General features: G+C 74.7%; 18 protein-coding genes. 10 read left to right on the top strand and 8 right to left on the bottom strand.

Annotated features, from left to right (window positions below; genetic code table 11):
• Positions 1-178: 178 nt before the first annotated feature.
• Positions 179-820 (bottom strand): DedA family protein, encoded by a 642-nt coding sequence (locus ACF07V_RS21450; RefSeq protein ID WP_392156428.1) that lies wholly within the window; start codon positions 818-820, stop codon positions 179-181.
• Positions 821-866: 46 nt separating this feature from the next.
• On the bottom strand, positions 867-1,646 hold the full coding sequence (locus tag ACF07V_RS21445; RefSeq protein WP_392156257.1) for an MBL fold metallo-hydrolase: 780 nt from the start codon (positions 1,644-1,646) through the stop codon (positions 867-869).
• 109 nt (positions 1,647-1,755) lie between these two features.
• Between ACF07V_RS21445 and ACF07V_RS21440 the strand changes: the two genes are divergently transcribed.
• The 5 genes from ACF07V_RS21440 (at position 1,756) to ACF07V_RS21420 (ending at position 6,568) form a co-directional block, all read left to right on the top strand.
• Positions 1,756-2,160: a hypothetical protein gene (locus ACF07V_RS21440; protein WP_392156256.1), complete on the top strand. Its 405-nt coding sequence runs from the start codon at positions 1,756-1,758 to the stop codon at positions 2,158-2,160.
• A gap of 164 nt (positions 2,161-2,324) precedes the next feature.
• Entirely contained in the window at positions 2,325-4,439 is a 2,115-nt protein-coding gene (locus ACF07V_RS21435) for a phage holin family protein (protein ID WP_392156427.1), read from the top strand.
• A 65-nt stretch (positions 4,440-4,504) separates the two neighbouring features.
• The gene (locus ACF07V_RS21430) at positions 4,505-5,896 is read left to right on the top strand and encodes an amino acid permease (RefSeq protein WP_392156254.1); all 1,392 of its coding nucleotides are present in this window, start codon (positions 4,505-4,507) and stop codon (positions 5,894-5,896) included.
• 66 nt (positions 5,897-5,962) lie between these two features.
• Entirely contained in the window at positions 5,963-6,340 is a 378-nt protein-coding gene (locus ACF07V_RS21425; protein WP_392156253.1) for a hypothetical protein, read from the top strand.
• Between the two features lie 57 nt (positions 6,341-6,397).
• Positions 6,398-6,568: a hypothetical protein gene (locus ACF07V_RS21420; protein WP_392156252.1), complete on the top strand. Its 171-nt coding sequence runs from the start codon at positions 6,398-6,400 to the stop codon at positions 6,566-6,568.
• 49 nt (positions 6,569-6,617) lie between these two features.
• Here the strand turns inward: ACF07V_RS21420 and ACF07V_RS21415 are convergent, their stop codons facing one another.
• Positions 6,618-7,370, bottom strand: a complete 753-nt coding sequence (locus ACF07V_RS21415; RefSeq protein ID WP_392156251.1) for an IclR family transcriptional regulator — start codon at positions 7,368-7,370, stop codon at positions 6,618-6,620.
• Positions 7,371-7,734: 364 nt separating this feature from the next.
• On the bottom strand, positions 7,735-8,889 hold the full coding sequence (locus tag ACF07V_RS21410) for a low temperature requirement protein A (RefSeq protein ID WP_392156249.1): 1,155 nt from the start codon (positions 8,887-8,889) through the stop codon (positions 7,735-7,737).
• 280 nt (positions 8,890-9,169) lie between these two features.
• On the opposite strand from ACF07V_RS21410, the gene ACF07V_RS21405 reads away from it, so the two are divergent.
• Entirely contained in the window at positions 9,170-9,586 is a 417-nt protein-coding gene (locus tag ACF07V_RS21405) for a hypothetical protein (protein ID WP_392156247.1), read from the top strand.
• Here the strand turns inward: ACF07V_RS21405 and ACF07V_RS21400 are convergent.
• Positions 9,567-10,382, bottom strand: a complete 816-nt coding sequence (locus ACF07V_RS21400) for a helix-turn-helix domain-containing protein (protein ID WP_392156245.1) — start codon at positions 10,380-10,382, stop codon at positions 9,567-9,569. The genes ACF07V_RS21405 and ACF07V_RS21400 overlap by 20 nt on opposite strands.
• Positions 10,383-10,482: 100 nt before the next feature.
• On the opposite strand from ACF07V_RS21400, the gene ACF07V_RS21395 reads away from it, so the two are divergent.
• On the top strand, positions 10,483-10,788 hold the full coding sequence (locus ACF07V_RS21395) for a 4a-hydroxytetrahydrobiopterin dehydratase (RefSeq protein ID WP_392156243.1): 306 nt from the start codon (positions 10,483-10,485) through the stop codon (positions 10,786-10,788).
• A 21-nt stretch (positions 10,789-10,809) separates the two neighbouring features.
• On the top strand, positions 10,810-11,556 hold the full coding sequence (locus ACF07V_RS21390) for a class I SAM-dependent methyltransferase (RefSeq protein WP_392156242.1): 747 nt from the start codon (positions 10,810-10,812) through the stop codon (positions 11,554-11,556).
• Here ACF07V_RS21390 and ACF07V_RS21385 read toward each other — a convergent pair.
• Positions 11,543-12,001, bottom strand: a complete 459-nt coding sequence (locus tag ACF07V_RS21385; RefSeq protein ID WP_392156240.1) for a hypothetical protein — start codon at positions 11,999-12,001, stop codon at positions 11,543-11,545. The two genes, ACF07V_RS21390 and ACF07V_RS21385, sit on opposite strands and share 14 nt — an antisense overlap.
• Positions 11,998-12,477: a hypothetical protein gene (locus ACF07V_RS21380; RefSeq protein WP_392156239.1), complete on the bottom strand. Its 480-nt coding sequence runs from the start codon at positions 12,475-12,477 to the stop codon at positions 11,998-12,000. The genes ACF07V_RS21385 and ACF07V_RS21380 overlap by 4 nt, the downstream gene beginning before the upstream one ends.
• Before the next feature lie 39 nt (positions 12,478-12,516).
• Between ACF07V_RS21380 and ACF07V_RS21375 the strand changes: the two genes are divergently transcribed.
• On the top strand, positions 12,517-13,467 hold the full coding sequence (locus tag ACF07V_RS21375; RefSeq protein WP_392156237.1) for a helix-turn-helix transcriptional regulator: 951 nt from the start codon (positions 12,517-12,519) through the stop codon (positions 13,465-13,467).
• Between the two features lie 5 nt (positions 13,468-13,472).
• On the opposite strand, the gene ACF07V_RS21370 is transcribed toward ACF07V_RS21375, so the two are convergent.
• A complete protein-coding gene (locus ACF07V_RS21370) occupies positions 13,473-14,318 on the bottom strand; it encodes an NmrA family transcriptional regulator (RefSeq protein WP_392156235.1) in 846 nt (281 codons plus the stop codon).
• A 99-nt stretch (positions 14,319-14,417) separates the two neighbouring features.
• Here ACF07V_RS21370 and ACF07V_RS21365 point away from each other — a divergent pair, with 99 nt between their 5' ends.
• Positions 14,418-15,350 (top strand): AraC family transcriptional regulator, encoded by a 933-nt coding sequence (locus ACF07V_RS21365; RefSeq protein ID WP_392156233.1) that lies wholly within the window; start codon positions 14,418-14,420, stop codon positions 15,348-15,350.
• The last annotated feature ends 36 nt before the right edge of the window (positions 15,351-15,386 follow it).

Here is a 15,386-nt window from a genome sequence, read left to right as displayed (position 1 = left end):
GTGCTCGTGCCCTGACGCGCCGGTCGGCGTCTCGCGGGTGCTCGTGCCCTGACGCGCCGGTCGGCGTCTCGCGGGTGCTCGTGCCCTGACGCGCCGGTCGGCGTCTCGCGGGTGCTCGTGCCCTGACGCGCCGGTCAGCGTCTCGCGGGTGCTCGTGCCCCGACGCGCCGGTCGCGTCTCACCGGTGCTCGTGCCCCGACGCCGCCTCACGGGGAGTGCCCCGCAGTCGCCGCCACAGCGCCGGGACCGCGCTGATCAGCAGCGTCAGGCCCACGGCCGCGAGCACTCCCTGCCAGGGCTCCGGGAAGAGCGAACCGCCCAGGATCCCGATCAGCTGGTACGTCGCCGCCCACGCCAGACACGCCGCCGCGTCCCCCCGGACGAAGCGGCGCAGCGGCATCTCCGCGAGCAGGCACGCCAGCATCACCGGGATCCGCCCCGCCGGCACGAGCCGGGACAGCACGAGCACCGACACCTGGTGCGTGTCGAGCCGCTCCTGCGCGTGCGCGAGCCGGTCCGGCGTCACCCGGGACCGCAGCGCGGCGAGCCACCGCGAGCCGTTGCGGGAACGGACCCCGCGCTGCCCGAGCCAGTACAGGGCCGTGTCGCCGAGCAGCGCGGCGCCCGCCGACACCAGGAAGACGAAGAGCAGCGAGAACGGCGAGGACTGGTGGAAGGCGACCACCGCCGCCGAACTGACGATCGCGCCCGTCGGCACGACCGGCACCAGCGCGCCGAGCGCCACGAGCAGGAACAGCGAGGGATAGCCGACCGCCTGCTGCGTCGACTCCGGCGGCAGCTCGCGCACCGCCGTGACCATGCCGGTGAGACCACCGATCACCGGGCGCCCTCCCGCAGCTCTCCGGTCACCGCGCGACCTCCGGCCGCACCCGGTCGCCGTGGCCGAGGAGGTGGACCGCCACCTTCGGCGCGAGCCGGGCCGCGTGCCGGACGAACTCGTCGCCCGGCGCGTGGAACTCGTGCGGCCGCACCCCGTCGAGCCCGATCGGCCAGTACGTGCCGTAGTGCACCGGCACCGCCGCCGCCGGCGAGAGCGCGGCGAGCGCCTCGGCCGCCCGCCCCGCGTCCAGATGCCCGTGGCCGAGGTAGGGGCCCCAGCCGCCGACCGGCAGCAGGGCCACGTCCACCGGGCCCACCGCGTCCGCCATGCCGTCGAACAGACCGGTGTCCCCGGCGAAGTACGTGCGCGCCTCGCCCTCGACGACGTACCCGAGCGCGGGGGAGCGGTGCGGCCCGACCGGCAGCCGCCGCCCGTCGTGGAGCGCCGGGACGGCCCGGACCGTCACGCCCTCCACCGTCACCGCGTCGCCCGGCTCGACCTCGGTCAGCCGCAGCCCGTTCCTGTCGAGCCTGCGCAGCCCGGGTACGGAGGCGGGCGCGCCGCGCGGCACCAGGATCCGCGTCCCCGGCGGGAGCTGGGCGAGCGAGGGGAGGTGGAGGTGGTCGGCGTGCAGGTGCGAGACGAGGACGGCCTCGGCGCGGGCGGCCTCCGGCGGCGGCAGGGCGCCGCGCCGCCGGCGCAGATGGGCGAGCCGCCGCGCGAACAGCGGATCGGTGAGGAAGCGGACCCCGGAGTCCTCGACCGTGCAGGTCGCGTGACCCCACCAGGTGACCTCCACCGGCATGCCGCCCTTCTGCTCTGCGTCGTCCGTGCTCGTTCCGTAACGAGAGTAAATGTCCGGAGCATGCTCCGGAGGATGTTCGGGCGTCACCTTCCGGCAGTAGGGTCGGCCCATGGACGACGTTCGGGTGGCGGCGATCGCCAGCCTCACCCCGCTCGAAGAGCTGGACAGCGACCCTTTCCTTGTCGACACGCGCGGCCAGCACGCGCTGTGTGCCCGCTGGGCCCAGGACAAGGGGTACGTGCTCGCCCGCCAGCTGTTCTGTTACGGAATCCGCCCGGATCACGCGGAGCTCTGGGCCGACGTGGAGGCCGGGACGGTGGACCTCTTCGTGGCCCCGAGCGAGCGGGTCCTCGCCCGCGCGCTGACCTCCGTGCCGGGCTTCCGCGCCGAGTGCGAGCGGCGCGGTGTGCGGGTGGAGACCGTCGGACTTGACGAACCCCTGTACGACACGGCGGCGAAGGCGGGGGTGCACCGGCGTCTTTCGATGCCCACCGCCGGATACGACGGCTCCTGAGCCCCCTTGCTCACCCCCGGCTCCCGGCGCGCACCTTTCCCGCCCGATCGCGGGCGTTGTGCCACGCTTGAGGCAGGAAACGGGCGAAAGGTGAAGCGGGCGTGGGTGACGGGCGATGGGGTGGCGCCGACCGCTGGCGGTCCGCGGGCAGAGCGGTGTGGCGGATGGTCGCGGTGTGGGCGGTCTCCACGCTCACGATGCTCCTCCTCGCCGGACTCCTCCCCGACTTCCAGCTCCAGTCCGCCAACGGCGACAGCTTCACGAGAACCGCCCTCACCGCCGCCACGGCCGCGGGCGTCTTCGGTCTGCTCGGCGCGCTCGTCTGGCCGGTGATCGTGCGGGCCCTGCTGCTCGTCCCCGCGCTCGTCCTCGGCCTGCTCGTCTTCTTCCTCAACGGCTCGCTGCTGCTCGTCGCGCTCTGGCTGATCCCCGACGGACGCGGCACCGCCGACCCCGAGACCGCCGTCGTGGTGGCCGCCGTCATGTCCGCCGTCGCCTCCGGCACCTCCACGGCCCTCGCCGTCCGCGACGACGCCGCCTACCGGCGCCGGCTCTACCGGCTCACCGGCCGCACCCGCCCCCGCGACCCCGTCGACACGGCGGGGGTGGTGCCCGGCACGGTCTTCCTGCAGCTCGACGGGGTCGGCCACCACGTGCTGCGGGGCGCCGTCGCCGACGGCCTCATGCCGACCGTCGCCGGCTGGCTGGACGCCGGCCACCGGCTCACGCCCTGGCGCACCGACTGGTCCAGCCAGACCGGCGCCAGCCAGCTCGGCATCCTGCACGGATCCAACGAGGACGTGCCCGCCTTCCGCTGGTACGAGAAGGACACCGGCCGGATCATGGTGTCGAACCGCCCGGCGAGCGCCGTCGAGCTCCAGCGCCGGGCCGTGCGCCGCACCGGGGACGGCGGACTCCTCACCGTCGACGGGGCCTCCCGGGGCAACCTCTTCAGCGGCGGCGCCGACCAGCTCGCCCTCGTCCTGTCGATGGCCGCCCGACGGGGCCGCCGCAACCGCTCCAGGGCCGGCTACTTCGCCTACTTCTCCGACCCGGCCAACGCCGTCCGCACCGCCGGATCGCTCGTCACCGAGTGCGTCCGCGAGATGTACCAGTCGACGCGGGCCCTGCTGCGCCGGGAGACCCCGCGGGTCTCGCGCGGTGGCACGTACCCCTTCGTCCGCGCCTTCGCGACGGTCGTCGAGCGGGACGTCGTGGTCTCCGCCGTGATGGGCGACATGCTGGCCGGGCGGACCGCGGTCTACGCCGACCTGGTCGCGTACGACGAGGTGGCGCACCACTCGGGGCCGCACGGCCGGGACACGGACCAGGTCCTCAAGCGCCTCGACCGGGCGATCGCGCTCATCGCCACCGTCGCCGAGCACGCCCCGCGTCCGTACCGGATCGTGCTCCTCTCCGACCACGGGCAGTCCCCGGGCGAGACCTTCGAGTCGGCGTACGGGCTCACGCTCAAGGACCTCGTACGGGCCGGGTGCGGGCTTCCGGTGTCGCGCCGGGTGCGGCGCACCCGCTGGGGACACCCGCGGACGGAGTCCGGGGGCGGGTCGGAGGCGCGGGACGCGGCCAGGGACGCGCTGCGCAACGCGCTGCACCGGCCGGTGGACGAGCGCGGCGAGACGGCGCGGGAGCTGCCCGCCCGGCTCTCCGAGCCGGTGGTCCTCGCCTCGGGGAACCTGGGGCTCGTCTCCTTCCCGGACGTGCCGCACCGGATGACCCGGGAGGAGATCGACCGGCGCCATCCGGCGCTCCTCCGGACCCTCGCGCACCATCCCGGGGTCGGTTTCGTGCTCGTGGCGAGCGCCGAGCACGGTTCCGTGGTGCTCGCCCGCGACGGGGTGGAGGTGCCGGTCGCCGAGCTCGCGGACGACGGGCCGCTCGCGGTCTTCGGGCGGGGCGCGGCGCGGGCGGTGCGGCGCACGGACGGCTTCCCGCACGTCGCGGACATCATGGTCAACTCCATGTACGACCCGGCGACGGGCACGGTGCACGCCTTCGAGGAGCAGATCGGCTCGCACGGCGGTCTCGGCGGGGAGCAGTCGCACGCCTTCCTGCTCTCGCCGCCGGACCTCTCGCCGCCGGTGGGGGAGGGGGAGGAGCTGGTGGGGGCGGAGCAGGTGCACCGGGTGCTGCGGCGCTGGCTGCGAGAGTCCTCGGGTCCTCAGGTGCCGCTGGGGCCGCTGCAGATTTCCCCGTCCGCGAGCTCCTCGGAATCACTTCTTCCGGTTGATGACCCGGTCGCGCAGGACAAAAAGCACTGATTTGGACGCCTGTTCGCGTTACCGGACGATGGTCCGGATTTGCGCGACGGAAGGCGCACCACCCCATGAGCACGGCCACCACAACTCCACAGCGGGACGAGGCACAGCGGGAGGGCGCCCAGCACGCCCGCCGCTTCGGACTCCCCATCGCGACCGCCCTGGTCATGGGCAACATCATCGGCGGCGGAATCTTCCTGCTGCCCGCCTCCGTCGCCCCGTACGGCACCATCAGCCTCGTCGCCTTCGGCGTCCTCACCCTCGGCGCTATCGCCCTCGCCCTCGTCTTCGGACGGCTGGCCCACCGCCTGCCGCAGACCGGCGGCCCGTACGTGTACGCCCGCGCCGCCTTCGGCGACTTCGCCGGCTTCCTCGCCGCCTGGTCGTACTGGATCACCGCCTGGGTCTCCAACGCCGCCCTCGCCGTCGCCGCCGTCGGCTACCTCGACGTCCTCGTCCCCGTCCACGCGTCCAAGCCCGCCACCATCGCCGCCGCCCTGGCCTTCCAGTGGCTGCCCGCGCTCGCCAACCTGGCCGGCACCCGCTACGTCGGCGCGGTCCAGCTCGTCGCGACCGTGCTCAAGTTCGTCCCGCTGATCCTGGTCGCCGTCGGCGGCCTGTTCTTCTTCGACAGCGCCAACCTCGGCCCCTTCCACCCCGGCGACGGCGGCGCGCTCGGCGCGGTCTCCGCCTCCGCCGCGATCCTGCTCTTCAGCTACCTCGGCGTCGAGTCCGCCGCCGTCAGCGCCGGAGAGGTGCGCGACCCCCGCCGCAACGTCGGCCGCGCCACCGTCCTCGGTACCCTCGGCGCCGCCGCGGTCTATCTGCTCGGCACCCTCGCCGTCTTCGGCACCGTCGCCCACGACAGGCTGGTCACCTCCACCGCGCCCTTCTCCGACGCCGTGAACGCCATGTTCGGCGGCTCCTGGGGCGGCGCCGCCGTCGCCTGCATGGCCATGGTCTCCATGCTCGGCGCCCTCAACGGCTGGACCCTGCTCAGCGCCCAGGCCCCCTACGCCGCCGCCCGCGACGGACTCTTCCCGAAGGCCTTCACGGTCAAGCGACGCGGCGTGCCGACCGTCGGCGTCCTCGTCACCGTCGTCCTCGCCTCGCTCCTGACGGTCTACAACTACACGGCCGGCACGAAGGGCGTCTTCGAGATCCTCGTCCTCGTCACCACCTTCACCGCCACCGTGCCCTACCTGCTGTCCACCGCCGCCCAGATCTACTTCCTGCTCTCCGGGCAGACCGAGAAGGTGTCCCGGGCCCGGCTCGCCCGCGACGGCGTCCTCGCCCTCGCCGCCTTCGGCTTCTCCCTCTGGCTCGTCGCCGGCTCCGGCTACGCCGCCGTCTACCAGGGCGTCCTGTTCCTCTTCGCCGGCGTGCTCGTGTACGCGGGGATGGCGGCCCGCAAGCAGCGCCCGGGGGCCCGGGGAGTGAATCCGGAGCTCCAGGCGTAGGCCGCCCGGGCGGATCTCCGGCCGGGCGCGGCGTACCCCCCGTACGGCGGGGCAGTACGGATCACCGTGAGCCCCGCGCGCCAGACGACCGCCGCGCCCGCCGCCCCGGCGGGGCACCGGGCGCGCCCGGACCGCGGCGGGCACCGGTGGATCGCGCTCCTCCTCGTCCTCGCCGCGCTGTTCGGCACCGGGGCCGCCGCGCACCCCGTCGCCGAGACGCGCGCCGCGGCCGCCGCCCCGGCCTCCGACCCGGGCGGCGAGACCCACGACCACGCCGCCCCCGAGGCCGGACTGCCAGGCAGGACCCGGCGTCCCGGCACGGGCCTCCGCCCCGCCGGGACCGGGCCCGCGCCCCGGCCCCACGGCCCGCGCCCGGCCCCTGTGTCCGCTCCCGTACCCGCCCCGCGCGAGGACGCGCTCCGGTGCGTGGTGATGCGCTGCTGAGAGGCCCCGCCTCCCCGCAGTCACCCCCATCACCCCCGCACCACGAGGAGCTTCGCCATGCCCGTCGACCCGTACGCCGTCCTCCAGGCCCTGCTGCGCGCCGAGGCCTCCCGCGCCCGGCGCACCGAACGCACCGCCCCCGAGCCCGTCACCCCGGCACCCGCGCCGGCGCCCGAGCCGCCCGCCCGCCGGGAGGACGGCCTCCGCCGGGAACGCCCCCTGGGCTGACCCCCGGCACCGGCCTCCCGGAGCGCGCCTCCGGGAGGCCGCCGGACCGTCAGGCCAGCACCGTGAAGGCATGGGCCGTCAACGCCCGTTCGAGCCGCACGCGCAGCCGCAGCGCCGTCTCCTCGAGACGGTGCTCCTCGTCCACCGGCAGCGAGAAGCCCACTGCCGAGTGGACCCCGCCGACCGTGATCGGCACGGCCCCGCACACCGTGCCGAGCACGTACTCCTCCCGTTCGATCACCGGCGCGCCCCGGCGGAGCCCGGCCAGCCGGCGCATGAGCGCCTCCTCGTCCGGGACCGTCCGAGGCGTCAGCCGGCTCACCGGCCGCCGCGCCAGATACGCCCGGCGGGCCTCCGGATCCAGCTGGGCGAGGAGACACTGACCGAGCGCGTGCGCGTGCGCGGTGGCGCGGAACTCCACCCACTCCGCGACGGCCGGCCGTTCCGGGGCGTCCACACTCATGACGAACTCGACCTCGCCGTCGTCCATGACCGCGTAGTAGACGGGGGCGTCGAGCTCCTCGCCCAGCACCCGCAGCCACTCCGGCAGCCGGGCGCCGGGCCTGCGGCGCCCCTGGCCCGCGAGCCGGGGCGCGGCGGGTCCGAGCCGGAACGCCCCGCGCTCATGGCGCAGATGGCCGTCGTGGACGAGGGTGCGCAGCAGGTGGTACGTGGTGGCCAGGGGGAGCCCGGCCATCCGCGAGAGGCGCTTGGCGGTGAGTTCGCCGTGCTCGGCGACGAGTTCGAGCAGAGCGAGCGCGCGACGGACGGAACCTATGAGAGTGGGGCTGGTGGGGGCCATGGGGCCAGTGTGACGACGAGCCCGCGCCTGCGGGCCCAACTTCTGGATCTTGTACGTTCAGCCCGCCGGTGCCGGGGCGAAGGCGCACGATCCTCCAGCCCGAGCCCTCTGACCTGCCCTTCCGCCCTGCCCGCCCCGCCCGTCCCGCCCTTCCCGCCCTTCCCGGCCTCCGGCCGACCGCGCCCGCCTCAGGCCGCTTCCACCTCGGGCCGCTTCAGCCTCGGGCCGCGCCCGCCTCGGGCCCCCGCCGCCTCGGGCCCCCGCCGCCTCGGGCCGCCTCCGCCTCAGGCCGCTTCCGCCTCAGGCCGCTTCCGCCTCGGGCCGCTTCCGCCTCGGGCCCCCGCCGCCTCGGGCCGCCTCCGCCTCAGGCCGCTTCCGGCTCGGGTGACGGGACCGCGCCCCGCCTCGTGTGCAGACCCACCAGGACCGTCGCCGTCGCGGCCAGGACCGTCAGGGCCACCAGGGCCGGGACGAGGGCGACCAGCGGGCCCGCCGCCAGGCAGCACGCACCGCCCACGGCCAGGGCGGTCGGCCGTCGGCCGGACATGCGCAGCACGATCGCGGCGGAGCCGAGCAGATAGACGCCGACACCGCCGGTCAGCGACCAGGCCACGGCCCCGTGCAGCGGCTCGGCGAGACCGTAGTGCCCGGTGTCGGCGACCTGCTGGAGGACCTTCTTCATCCCGAGCGCGCAGAGCACCACCCCCGCCACCAGCGGCAGGTGCAGGAACGTGTAGACGTCCCGCGCGAAGCGGGTGCGCTCGTCGCCGTCGAGCCCCGTGAGACGGTGCTCCGCGGCCTCCCCGAGCTGCCGGAAGTACAGCCGCCACAGCCCCGCCGAGAGCAGCAGCCCCGCGGCCGAGGCGCCGAGCACCGCGTACGAGAGCGGAAGGCCGGAGACGCCGACGCCCATCGCCACGATGGACTCGCCCAGGGCGATGATCACGATCAGGCCGTGCCGCTCGGCGAAGTGCCCGGGGGAGTTGACCCGCCAGCCGGAGGAACCGGTGATGTAGATCCCGCCGTAGTCGACGGCCACCGCCCCCAGCCACCACAGGAGCTGGGCCCGGCCGTCGTACGCGCAGCCGATCAGCAGCAGCACGAGCGGCGGCAGCACGGACGACAGGGCCGTGCGCCGCAGGGTGACCCGCAGCGCGGCGTCCCCCGGGCTGGAGAGCCAGTACGAGGTCAGGTGCAGGGTGCGCACCGCGCCGTAGCAGAGCACGAACACCAGCGATGCCGAGAGGCCGTCCGGCTTGTCCGCGAAGACGTCGGGCACGGCCAGGGACACGATCAGGACGACGGCCATCACGGTGACCAGCACGCCGAACAGGGCGCCGGAATCGGCCCGTACGACATTGCCCAGCCAGGCGAAGGCGCACCAGCACCACCACAGCAGCGCGAGCACCACCATCGCGCCCACCATCCGCACCGGCGAGGGCGCGGCCGCCATCAGGGCGGTGACCTGAGTGATCGCATACACGAACACCAGGTCGAAGAAGAGTTCCGCGGGCGTCACCTTGTGATCGTCCCCCGTGGCCACCAAGGCCCGTTCCCTGTTCCACGCCATCCGTGTTCTCCCCCCTCAGGGGCACCGGTTCCGGCCACCCCGGCGCGAAGACTACCCACCCCGGGGGAGCGGCGGCCCGGCCGCCCGCGAACCGGCATTACCCAGGAGGTAATCGACCCCCTCCGCGCCGCCCGGCATGCTCATGGACACCGGAACCCGGGCGGCGCACTCCGCCCGGGCTCCGGGCCCACCACCAGCACCAACGTCCCCTTCTGGAGGGTGATCCGTCATGTCCCAGACCCTGCTCGCCGGCCTCGCCCGCACCACCCGGCCCCAGTCCGCGGTGCGCCGCTTCCTCGCCCTCGACGCCGTCGTCACCGGGGCCAACGGGATCGCCTACCTCGCCGCCTCCGGTCCCCTCGGCGAACTCCTCGGCGTCGACGCGGGACTCCTCGTCGAACTCGGCCTCTTCCTCACCGTGTTCGCCGCGGGCGTCGGCCTGCTCGCGAGCCGCCCGCAGCCCCCGGCGCTCGCCGTCAAGCTCGTCGTCGACGCCAACGTCCTCTGGGCCGTCCTCAGCGTCGTCGCCCTGGTCGCCTGGCTGGAGCCGACCACCGCCGGCCTGCTGTGGACCCCGATGCAGGCCGCGACGGTCGCCGGTTTCGCCGGACTCCAGTGGGCCGCCCTCAGGGCTGTCGCGCGGTGAGCGAACGCAGGTACGCGACCGTCTCCGGGTCGGCCGGGAGGAACGTCTCGATGGCCAGCTCGGCGACGGTCACGTCCATCGGCGTGTTGAACGTCGAGATCGACGACACGAACGACAGCACACGCCCGTCGTGCTCGATCCGCAGCGGCAGCGCGAAGTACGGGTACGGCTCCGCGTCCGGCCGGTCCTCCGGGTCGACCCGCTCGGGCAGCGGATAGGCCGCCACCTCCTCGTACAGCTCCCGCAGCGGCTCCGAACGGGCCAGCGCGATCTGACGCTCCATCTGCGCCAGGAGGTGGCCCCGCCACTCCCGCAGGTTCCGGATCCGGGGCGCCAGGCCCTCCGGGTGCAGGGTGAGCCGCATGGCGTTCATCGGCGGCGTCAGCAGATGCGGCGGAAGCCCGCCGAGCAGGAGCTCGATGCCCCGGTTCGCCGCCACCACGGTGTAGGTGCCGTCGACCACGAGCGCCGGATACGGCTCGTACCCGTCGAGCAGCTGCTGGATGCCCCACCGCAGTGTCTCCAGGCGCGGCGCGTCCAGCGGCGACTCCGCGTACCGAGGCGCGTATCCCGCCGCCAGCAGCAGCGCGTTCCGCTCGCGCACCGGCACCTCCAGGTGCTCGGCCAGCTTCAGGACCATGTCCTCGCTCGGTCGGGAGCGGCCCGTCTCCACGAAGGAGATGTGCCGCGCCGAGGAGTCCGCGCGCAGCGCCAGCTCCAGCTGGCTCAGTCGCCGCTGCTCGCGCCAGCCGCGCAGCAGCGGCCCCACCCCCGTGTCGCTCACGACAGTCGTCATGGCCAGACGGTATCCCAGAGGGGGACGCCGGGTAGCTTTCCCCCGGGGCCCCTGTCCGTCACCCCGTCACCCGCACCACCCGACCGGAGGGAGCACCGCCGTGCCCACACAGCCGCTGTCGCAGAAGGAGATCGAGGACCGCCTGAGGGAGCTCCCCGGCTGGTCCGTCGACGCGGACCGGCTCACCCGGACCTACCGGCTCGGCGACCACTTCGCGGCGACCGCGCTCGTCGTCCACGTGGCCCAGATCCAGCAGGAGCTCGGCCACCACTCCGACCTCACCCTCGGCTACAACACGGTCGCCCTCGCCGTGAACACCCACTCCGCGGGCGGCGCCGTCACCGAGAAGGACTTCGAACTCGCCGACCGCGTCGAACGGATCGCCCCCGGCCACGGCGCGAACTGACCCTTCGTTAGGCTCACGGGCATGGCGGAGACCGTGCTCGACTACGAGGCCGAGGCAGCGCACTACGACCGGACCCGCGGCGGGGTGCCGCGCGCCGAGGCGGCCGCCGGGGCCGTACTGAGCCTCGTGCCGCCCGGCGCCCGCACGCTGCTCGACCTCGCCTGCGGCACCGGCCTCGTCACCGAACGCCTCGCCCGGCCCGGTCTGCGCGTCTACGGGGCCGACGCCGCCCACGCCATGGTGCGGGTCGCGGCCGGCCGGGCCCCCGGCCGCGCCGTACGCGCCGACGCCCGGCGGCTGCCGCTGCCCGACGCCTCCCTGGACGCCGTCACCGCCGTCTGGCTGCTGCACCTCGTGCCCTTCGCCGCGGACATCGTCGCCGAGGCGGCCCGGGTGCTCCGCCCCGGCGGTGTCCTCGTCGCCACCGTCGACAAGGACGCCGCCCACGACGTCGGCAGCGACATCGACGCGGTCCTCCGCCCGTACCGCTGGACCGAGACGGCCTCCGACCGCGCCGATCTCGTCACCGCCGCCGCGGCCGCCCACGGCCTCGACCCCGCCCCCGGCGCCCGCTTCACCGGCCACGGACAGGGCGCCACCCCGCGCGACACCGTCCGGAAGCTGCGCGCCGGATACTTCGCCTCCTGGTTCGACGGCGACCCGGCGGCCACCGAGACGCTCGCCGCCGAGCTGTCCGCCCTCCCGGACCAGGACCGCCCCCGAGCCGACCCCCGGTACCGGCTCGCGAGCTTCGTCAGGCGCGGCTGAACTCCATCACCCAGTTCGTCACCCACGCGTCGGTGTCCACGGCCGCGAACGCCTGCTCCCAGCGGGCCGTGTCCGCCGTGATCCCCGACCACCGGAACCGTACGCGGACCGGCCGCCCCTCGTAGGCGTCGGTGCCGTGGAACTCGCCCGTCCCGTCCTCGGCGAACCGGCCCCGGACCGGCGGGTCCAGCCTCCCCGTACGGCTGTTGGACCAGTTCAGCGTCCACTCGCCGGTCTCCGGCTCGTACAGCCGCAGCGTCAGCCCGCTGAACCCCTCGGAGGGGAAGACGATCTCGTCGACGTGCGCCCGGCCGTCCCAGAACAGCGAGCCGGTCGTGTGCCCCTCGAACTCCTTCCACCCGCTCTCCGCGTCGAGGAAGTCGGTGAGACGGCGGTTGCGGACCCGCCACCGCCCGTCGAGGAAGGCGAAGCCGTCGGCGGTCACGCGCGGCCTCCCGTCGTGCCGGAGGGCAGCGCGTCGCCGAGATAGCCGGCGAGGTCGGGGGTGTCCGGCGTCAGCATGTGCCGTACCCAGGCGTCCCGTTCGTGCCCGAGCGGCACCAACTCCCACACACAGCCGATCCACGACCGGTCGACCCGGACGAAGTGCGTCGGATCCGTGTCGGGGCAGTCCAGGGCGGGCTGGCCGGCCGCCCCGCCGCCGAAGTGCAGCACGTTGTCCCACACCCAGCTGTACACGTTGAGGTACGCGCCGCTGTCACCGCCCCGGTGCAGCACCACGAAACCCGCCGCCGGCGTGCCGTCCAGCGGCGGAAGCAGCTCGGGAAGCAGCGCGTACGCAGCCTTCTCCACCTCCGGTTCGATGCCCTCGGCGGCGGAGGTGACGTGGTAGCGCTTGAGGTGCCGCCCGGCGATCTCGACCGGCGGCAGCGCGAGGAGATTCTTCTCTGCGAAAGCCATGGCTGGACTCTAGGAACCCTTCACTGACACCTTGTGTCAGTGAAGTCCAGCCGTCTCCTCTCGATCCTCCTGCTGCTCCAGACCGGCGGCCGGATGACCGCCGGCCGGCTCGCCGAGGAGCTCGGGGTCTCCGTCCGCACCGTCTACCGCGACGTCGAGGCGCTGCACGCCGCCGGCGTGCCCCTCTACGGCGACGCCGGGCACCGCGGCGGCTACCGGCTCCTGCCCGGCAGCCGCACCCGTCTCACCGACCTCTTCGCCCGCGAGGCCGAGGCGCTGGTCCTCGCCGGCATGCCCGGGGCCGCCGAAGGACTCGGACTCGGCCCGCACTTCGCCGACGCCCAGCTGAAACTGCGCGCCGCCCTCCCGGCCGCCCTGCGCGAGCACGTCGACCGGCTGCGGGGCCGCTTCCACATCGACGCGCCCGGCTGGTACGACGAGGGCGACGAGGCCCCCTTCCTGCCGGAGGTCGCCGACGCGGTCCGCACCGGACGCGTCCTGGAGGTCCGCTACCGGCGCTGGAAGGAGCCGACGGACGTCGACCGGCGCCTGGAGCCGTACGGTCTCGTCCTCAAGGCGGGCCGCTGGTACCTGATCGCCGGGCCCGGACCGCGCACCTACCGCGTCGACCAGATCCTCGCCCTCACCGTCACCGACGAGGAGGCCACCGTCCCGGAGGGCTTCGACCTCGCCGCGCACTGGCGTGCCGGCCAGGAGGACTTCCACCGGCGGCTCCACCAGGGCGAGGCCCTCGTACGGATCTCCCCCCGCGGCGCCGCGCGCCTCACCGGCGCCGCCGCCCGGGCCCTCGCCGCCACCGGCACCCCCGAACCCGACGGCTGGACGCGCGCCACCCTCCCCGTGGAGACGCCCGAACACGCGCACGACACCTTCCTCGGGCTCGGCGCGGAGGTGGAGGTCCTCGCACCCGAGGACCTCCGCGACCGCATCGCCGCGACCGTACGGACCCTGGCCGCGCGGTACGCCTGAACCCCTCAGGCCCGCGGCCCGCCCCAGGTCTCCGCCGCGAACTCGGCGAAGGAGCGAGGCTCACGGCCCAGGATCCGCTTCACCCCGTCCGTCGCCGAGGCGTTGTGCCCGTCGAGGAGCGTCGCGAACAACGCCGCCAGCCACTCCGCCTCCGGGGCCGGAAGCCCGAACCCGCCGAGCAGACCGGCGTATTCGGCCTCGGAGACCGCCTGGTACACCACCGGGCGGCCCGAGGCGCGGGAGATCTCCGCCGCCACCTCCGCGAAGCCCACCGGCCGGGGGCCCGTCACCTCGTGCACCCGGCCCGCGTGCCCGTCCGCCGTCAGGGTCTCGACGACGACGTCCGCCAGGTCGTCCGCGTCGATGAACGGCTCCGCCGTGTCACCGGCGGGAAAGACGACCGCGCCCTCCGCGACGCCCTCCGCCATCAGCCCCTCGGAGAAGTTCTGCGCGAAGAACGAGGCCCGTACGACGGTCAGTTCGGCCCCGGGCGCCGCCGCCCGCAGGGCCTCCTCCGCCTGGACCGCCACCGGCTCCCCGCGACCGGAGAGGAGGGTGAGCCGCCGCACGCCGTTCTCCTCGGCCAGCCGGCCGAAGGTCTCCATCGCCTCGATCACCCCGGGGGCGGACAGGTCCGGGTAGTAGGCCACGTACGCGGCGTCCGCGCCCCGCAGCGCGGGCCCCCACGTCTCCGGGGCCTCCCAGTCGAAGGCGGTCGTCCCCCTCCGGGACCCCGCCCGGACGGTCAGGCCGCGGGCCGCCAGCCGCTCGGCCACCCGCCGCCCGGTCTTGCCGGTGGCGCTCGTCACCAGGACCGTCGTGTTCTGCGTGTCGTTCGTCTGCGTCGTCATGGCTCAAGACTCCCGCCCCGGGCGCCGCCCGCCCATGCTGCACAGTCTCACCTGCCTACGCCTGCGTCTCAGGCCCCCGACGCCCTACCCTTGCGGACCATGGACGCACTCGCCGGACTCCTCGACGGGCCACGCGCCAAGGGCGCCTTCCTGCTCCGCATGATCATGGAGCCGCCGTGGTCCGTACGCATCGAGGACGAGGCCCCGATCTGCCTCATGTGCGTCACCGACGGCGAGGCCTGGATCGTCCGCGACACCGGCGACCCCGTCCTGCTGCGCCCGGGGGAGATCGCCGTCATCCGCGGTCCCGAGCCGTACACCGTCGCCCACGCCCCCGACGCCCCGGCGCAGGCCGTGGTCGGCCCCGACGGCGTATGCGCCACCCTGTCCGGGGTGCCGCTCGCCCAGTCCATGAGCCTCGGCGTCCGCACCTGGGGCAACGCCCCGGACGGCGGCACCACCGTCCTCGTCGGCACCTACCTGATGGACGGCGAGGTCGGCCGCAGGCTCCTCGACGCCCTGCCGGGCCTGGTGCACCTGCCCGCCGACCTGTGGAACTGCCCCCTCATGCCCTTCCTCGACGAGGAGATCTCCCGCGACGAACCCGGCCAGAGCGTCGTCCTCGACCGGCTCCTCGACCTGCTGCTCATCGCCGCCGTCCGCGCCTGGTTCTCCCGGCCCGGGGCCGAGGCACCCGCCTGGTACCGCGCGATGGGCGACCCGGTGGTCGGCCGGGCGCTCCGGCTGCTCCACAACGACCCCGCCCACCCGTGGACCGTCGCCTCGCTCGCCGCGAAGTCGGGCGTGTCCCGGGCCGCGCTCGCCCGCCGGTTCACCGAACTCGTCGGGGAGCCCCCGATGGCGTACCTCACCGGGTGGCGGCTCGCGTTCGCCGCCGATCTGCTCCGCGAGACCGACGCCACGGTCGAGTCCGTCGCCCGGCAGGTCGGCTACAGCGGTGCGTTCGCCCTGAGCGCCGCCTTCAAACGCGTACGGGGCATCAGCCCGCAGGAACACCGGAGCGGCGCCTGAAACAGACCGGGACTTTGCCGGACCGGCAACATTTCT

The organism is Streptomyces sp. NPDC015661 (assembly GCF_043077765.1).
In the GTDB taxonomy this organism is placed as follows: domain Bacteria; phylum Actinomycetota; class Actinomycetes; order Streptomycetales; family Streptomycetaceae; genus Streptomyces.
The sequence above is the reverse complement of the archived record's forward strand: the minus strand, read 5'-3'. Positions and strand labels throughout refer to the sequence as shown.

Bases quoted from the DNA above. Each gene is read 5' to 3' on its own strand.
- ACF07V_RS21370 (WP_392156235.1), bottom strand. From the start codon at position 14,318: ATGACGACGCAGACGAACGACACGCAGAACACGACGGTCCTGGTGACG.
- ACF07V_RS21450 (WP_392156428.1), bottom strand. From the start codon at position 820: ATGGTCACGGCGGTGCGCGAGCTGCCGCCGGAGTCGACGCAGCAGGCG.
- ACF07V_RS21380 (WP_392156239.1), bottom strand. From the start codon at position 12,477: ATGGCTTTCGCAGAGAAGAATCTCCTCGCGCTGCCGCCGGTCGAGATC.
- ACF07V_RS21420 (WP_392156252.1), top strand. From the start codon at position 6,398: ATGCCCGTCGACCCGTACGCCGTCCTCCAGGCCCTGCTGCGCGCCGAG.
- ACF07V_RS21440 (WP_392156256.1), top strand. From the start codon at position 1,756: ATGGACGACGTTCGGGTGGCGGCGATCGCCAGCCTCACCCCGCTCGAA.
- ACF07V_RS21430 (WP_392156254.1), top strand. From the start codon at position 4,505: ATGAGCACGGCCACCACAACTCCACAGCGGGACGAGGCACAGCGGGAG.
- ACF07V_RS21390 (WP_392156242.1), top strand. From the start codon at position 10,810: ATGGCGGAGACCGTGCTCGACTACGAGGCCGAGGCAGCGCACTACGAC.
- ACF07V_RS21400 (WP_392156245.1), bottom strand. From the start codon at position 10,382: ATGACGACTGTCGTGAGCGACACGGGGGTGGGGCCGCTGCTGCGCGGC.
- ACF07V_RS21405 (WP_392156247.1), top strand. From the start codon at position 9,170: ATGTCCCAGACCCTGCTCGCCGGCCTCGCCCGCACCACCCGGCCCCAG.
- ACF07V_RS21365 (WP_392156233.1), top strand. From the start codon at position 14,418: ATGGACGCACTCGCCGGACTCCTCGACGGGCCACGCGCCAAGGGCGCC.
- ACF07V_RS21415 (WP_392156251.1), bottom strand. From the start codon at position 7,370: ATGGCCCCCACCAGCCCCACTCTCATAGGTTCCGTCCGTCGCGCGCTC.
- ACF07V_RS21435 (WP_392156427.1), top strand. From the start codon at position 2,325: ATGGTCGCGGTGTGGGCGGTCTCCACGCTCACGATGCTCCTCCTCGCC.
- ACF07V_RS21445 (WP_392156257.1), bottom strand. From the start codon at position 1,646: ATGCCGGTGGAGGTCACCTGGTGGGGTCACGCGACCTGCACGGTCGAG.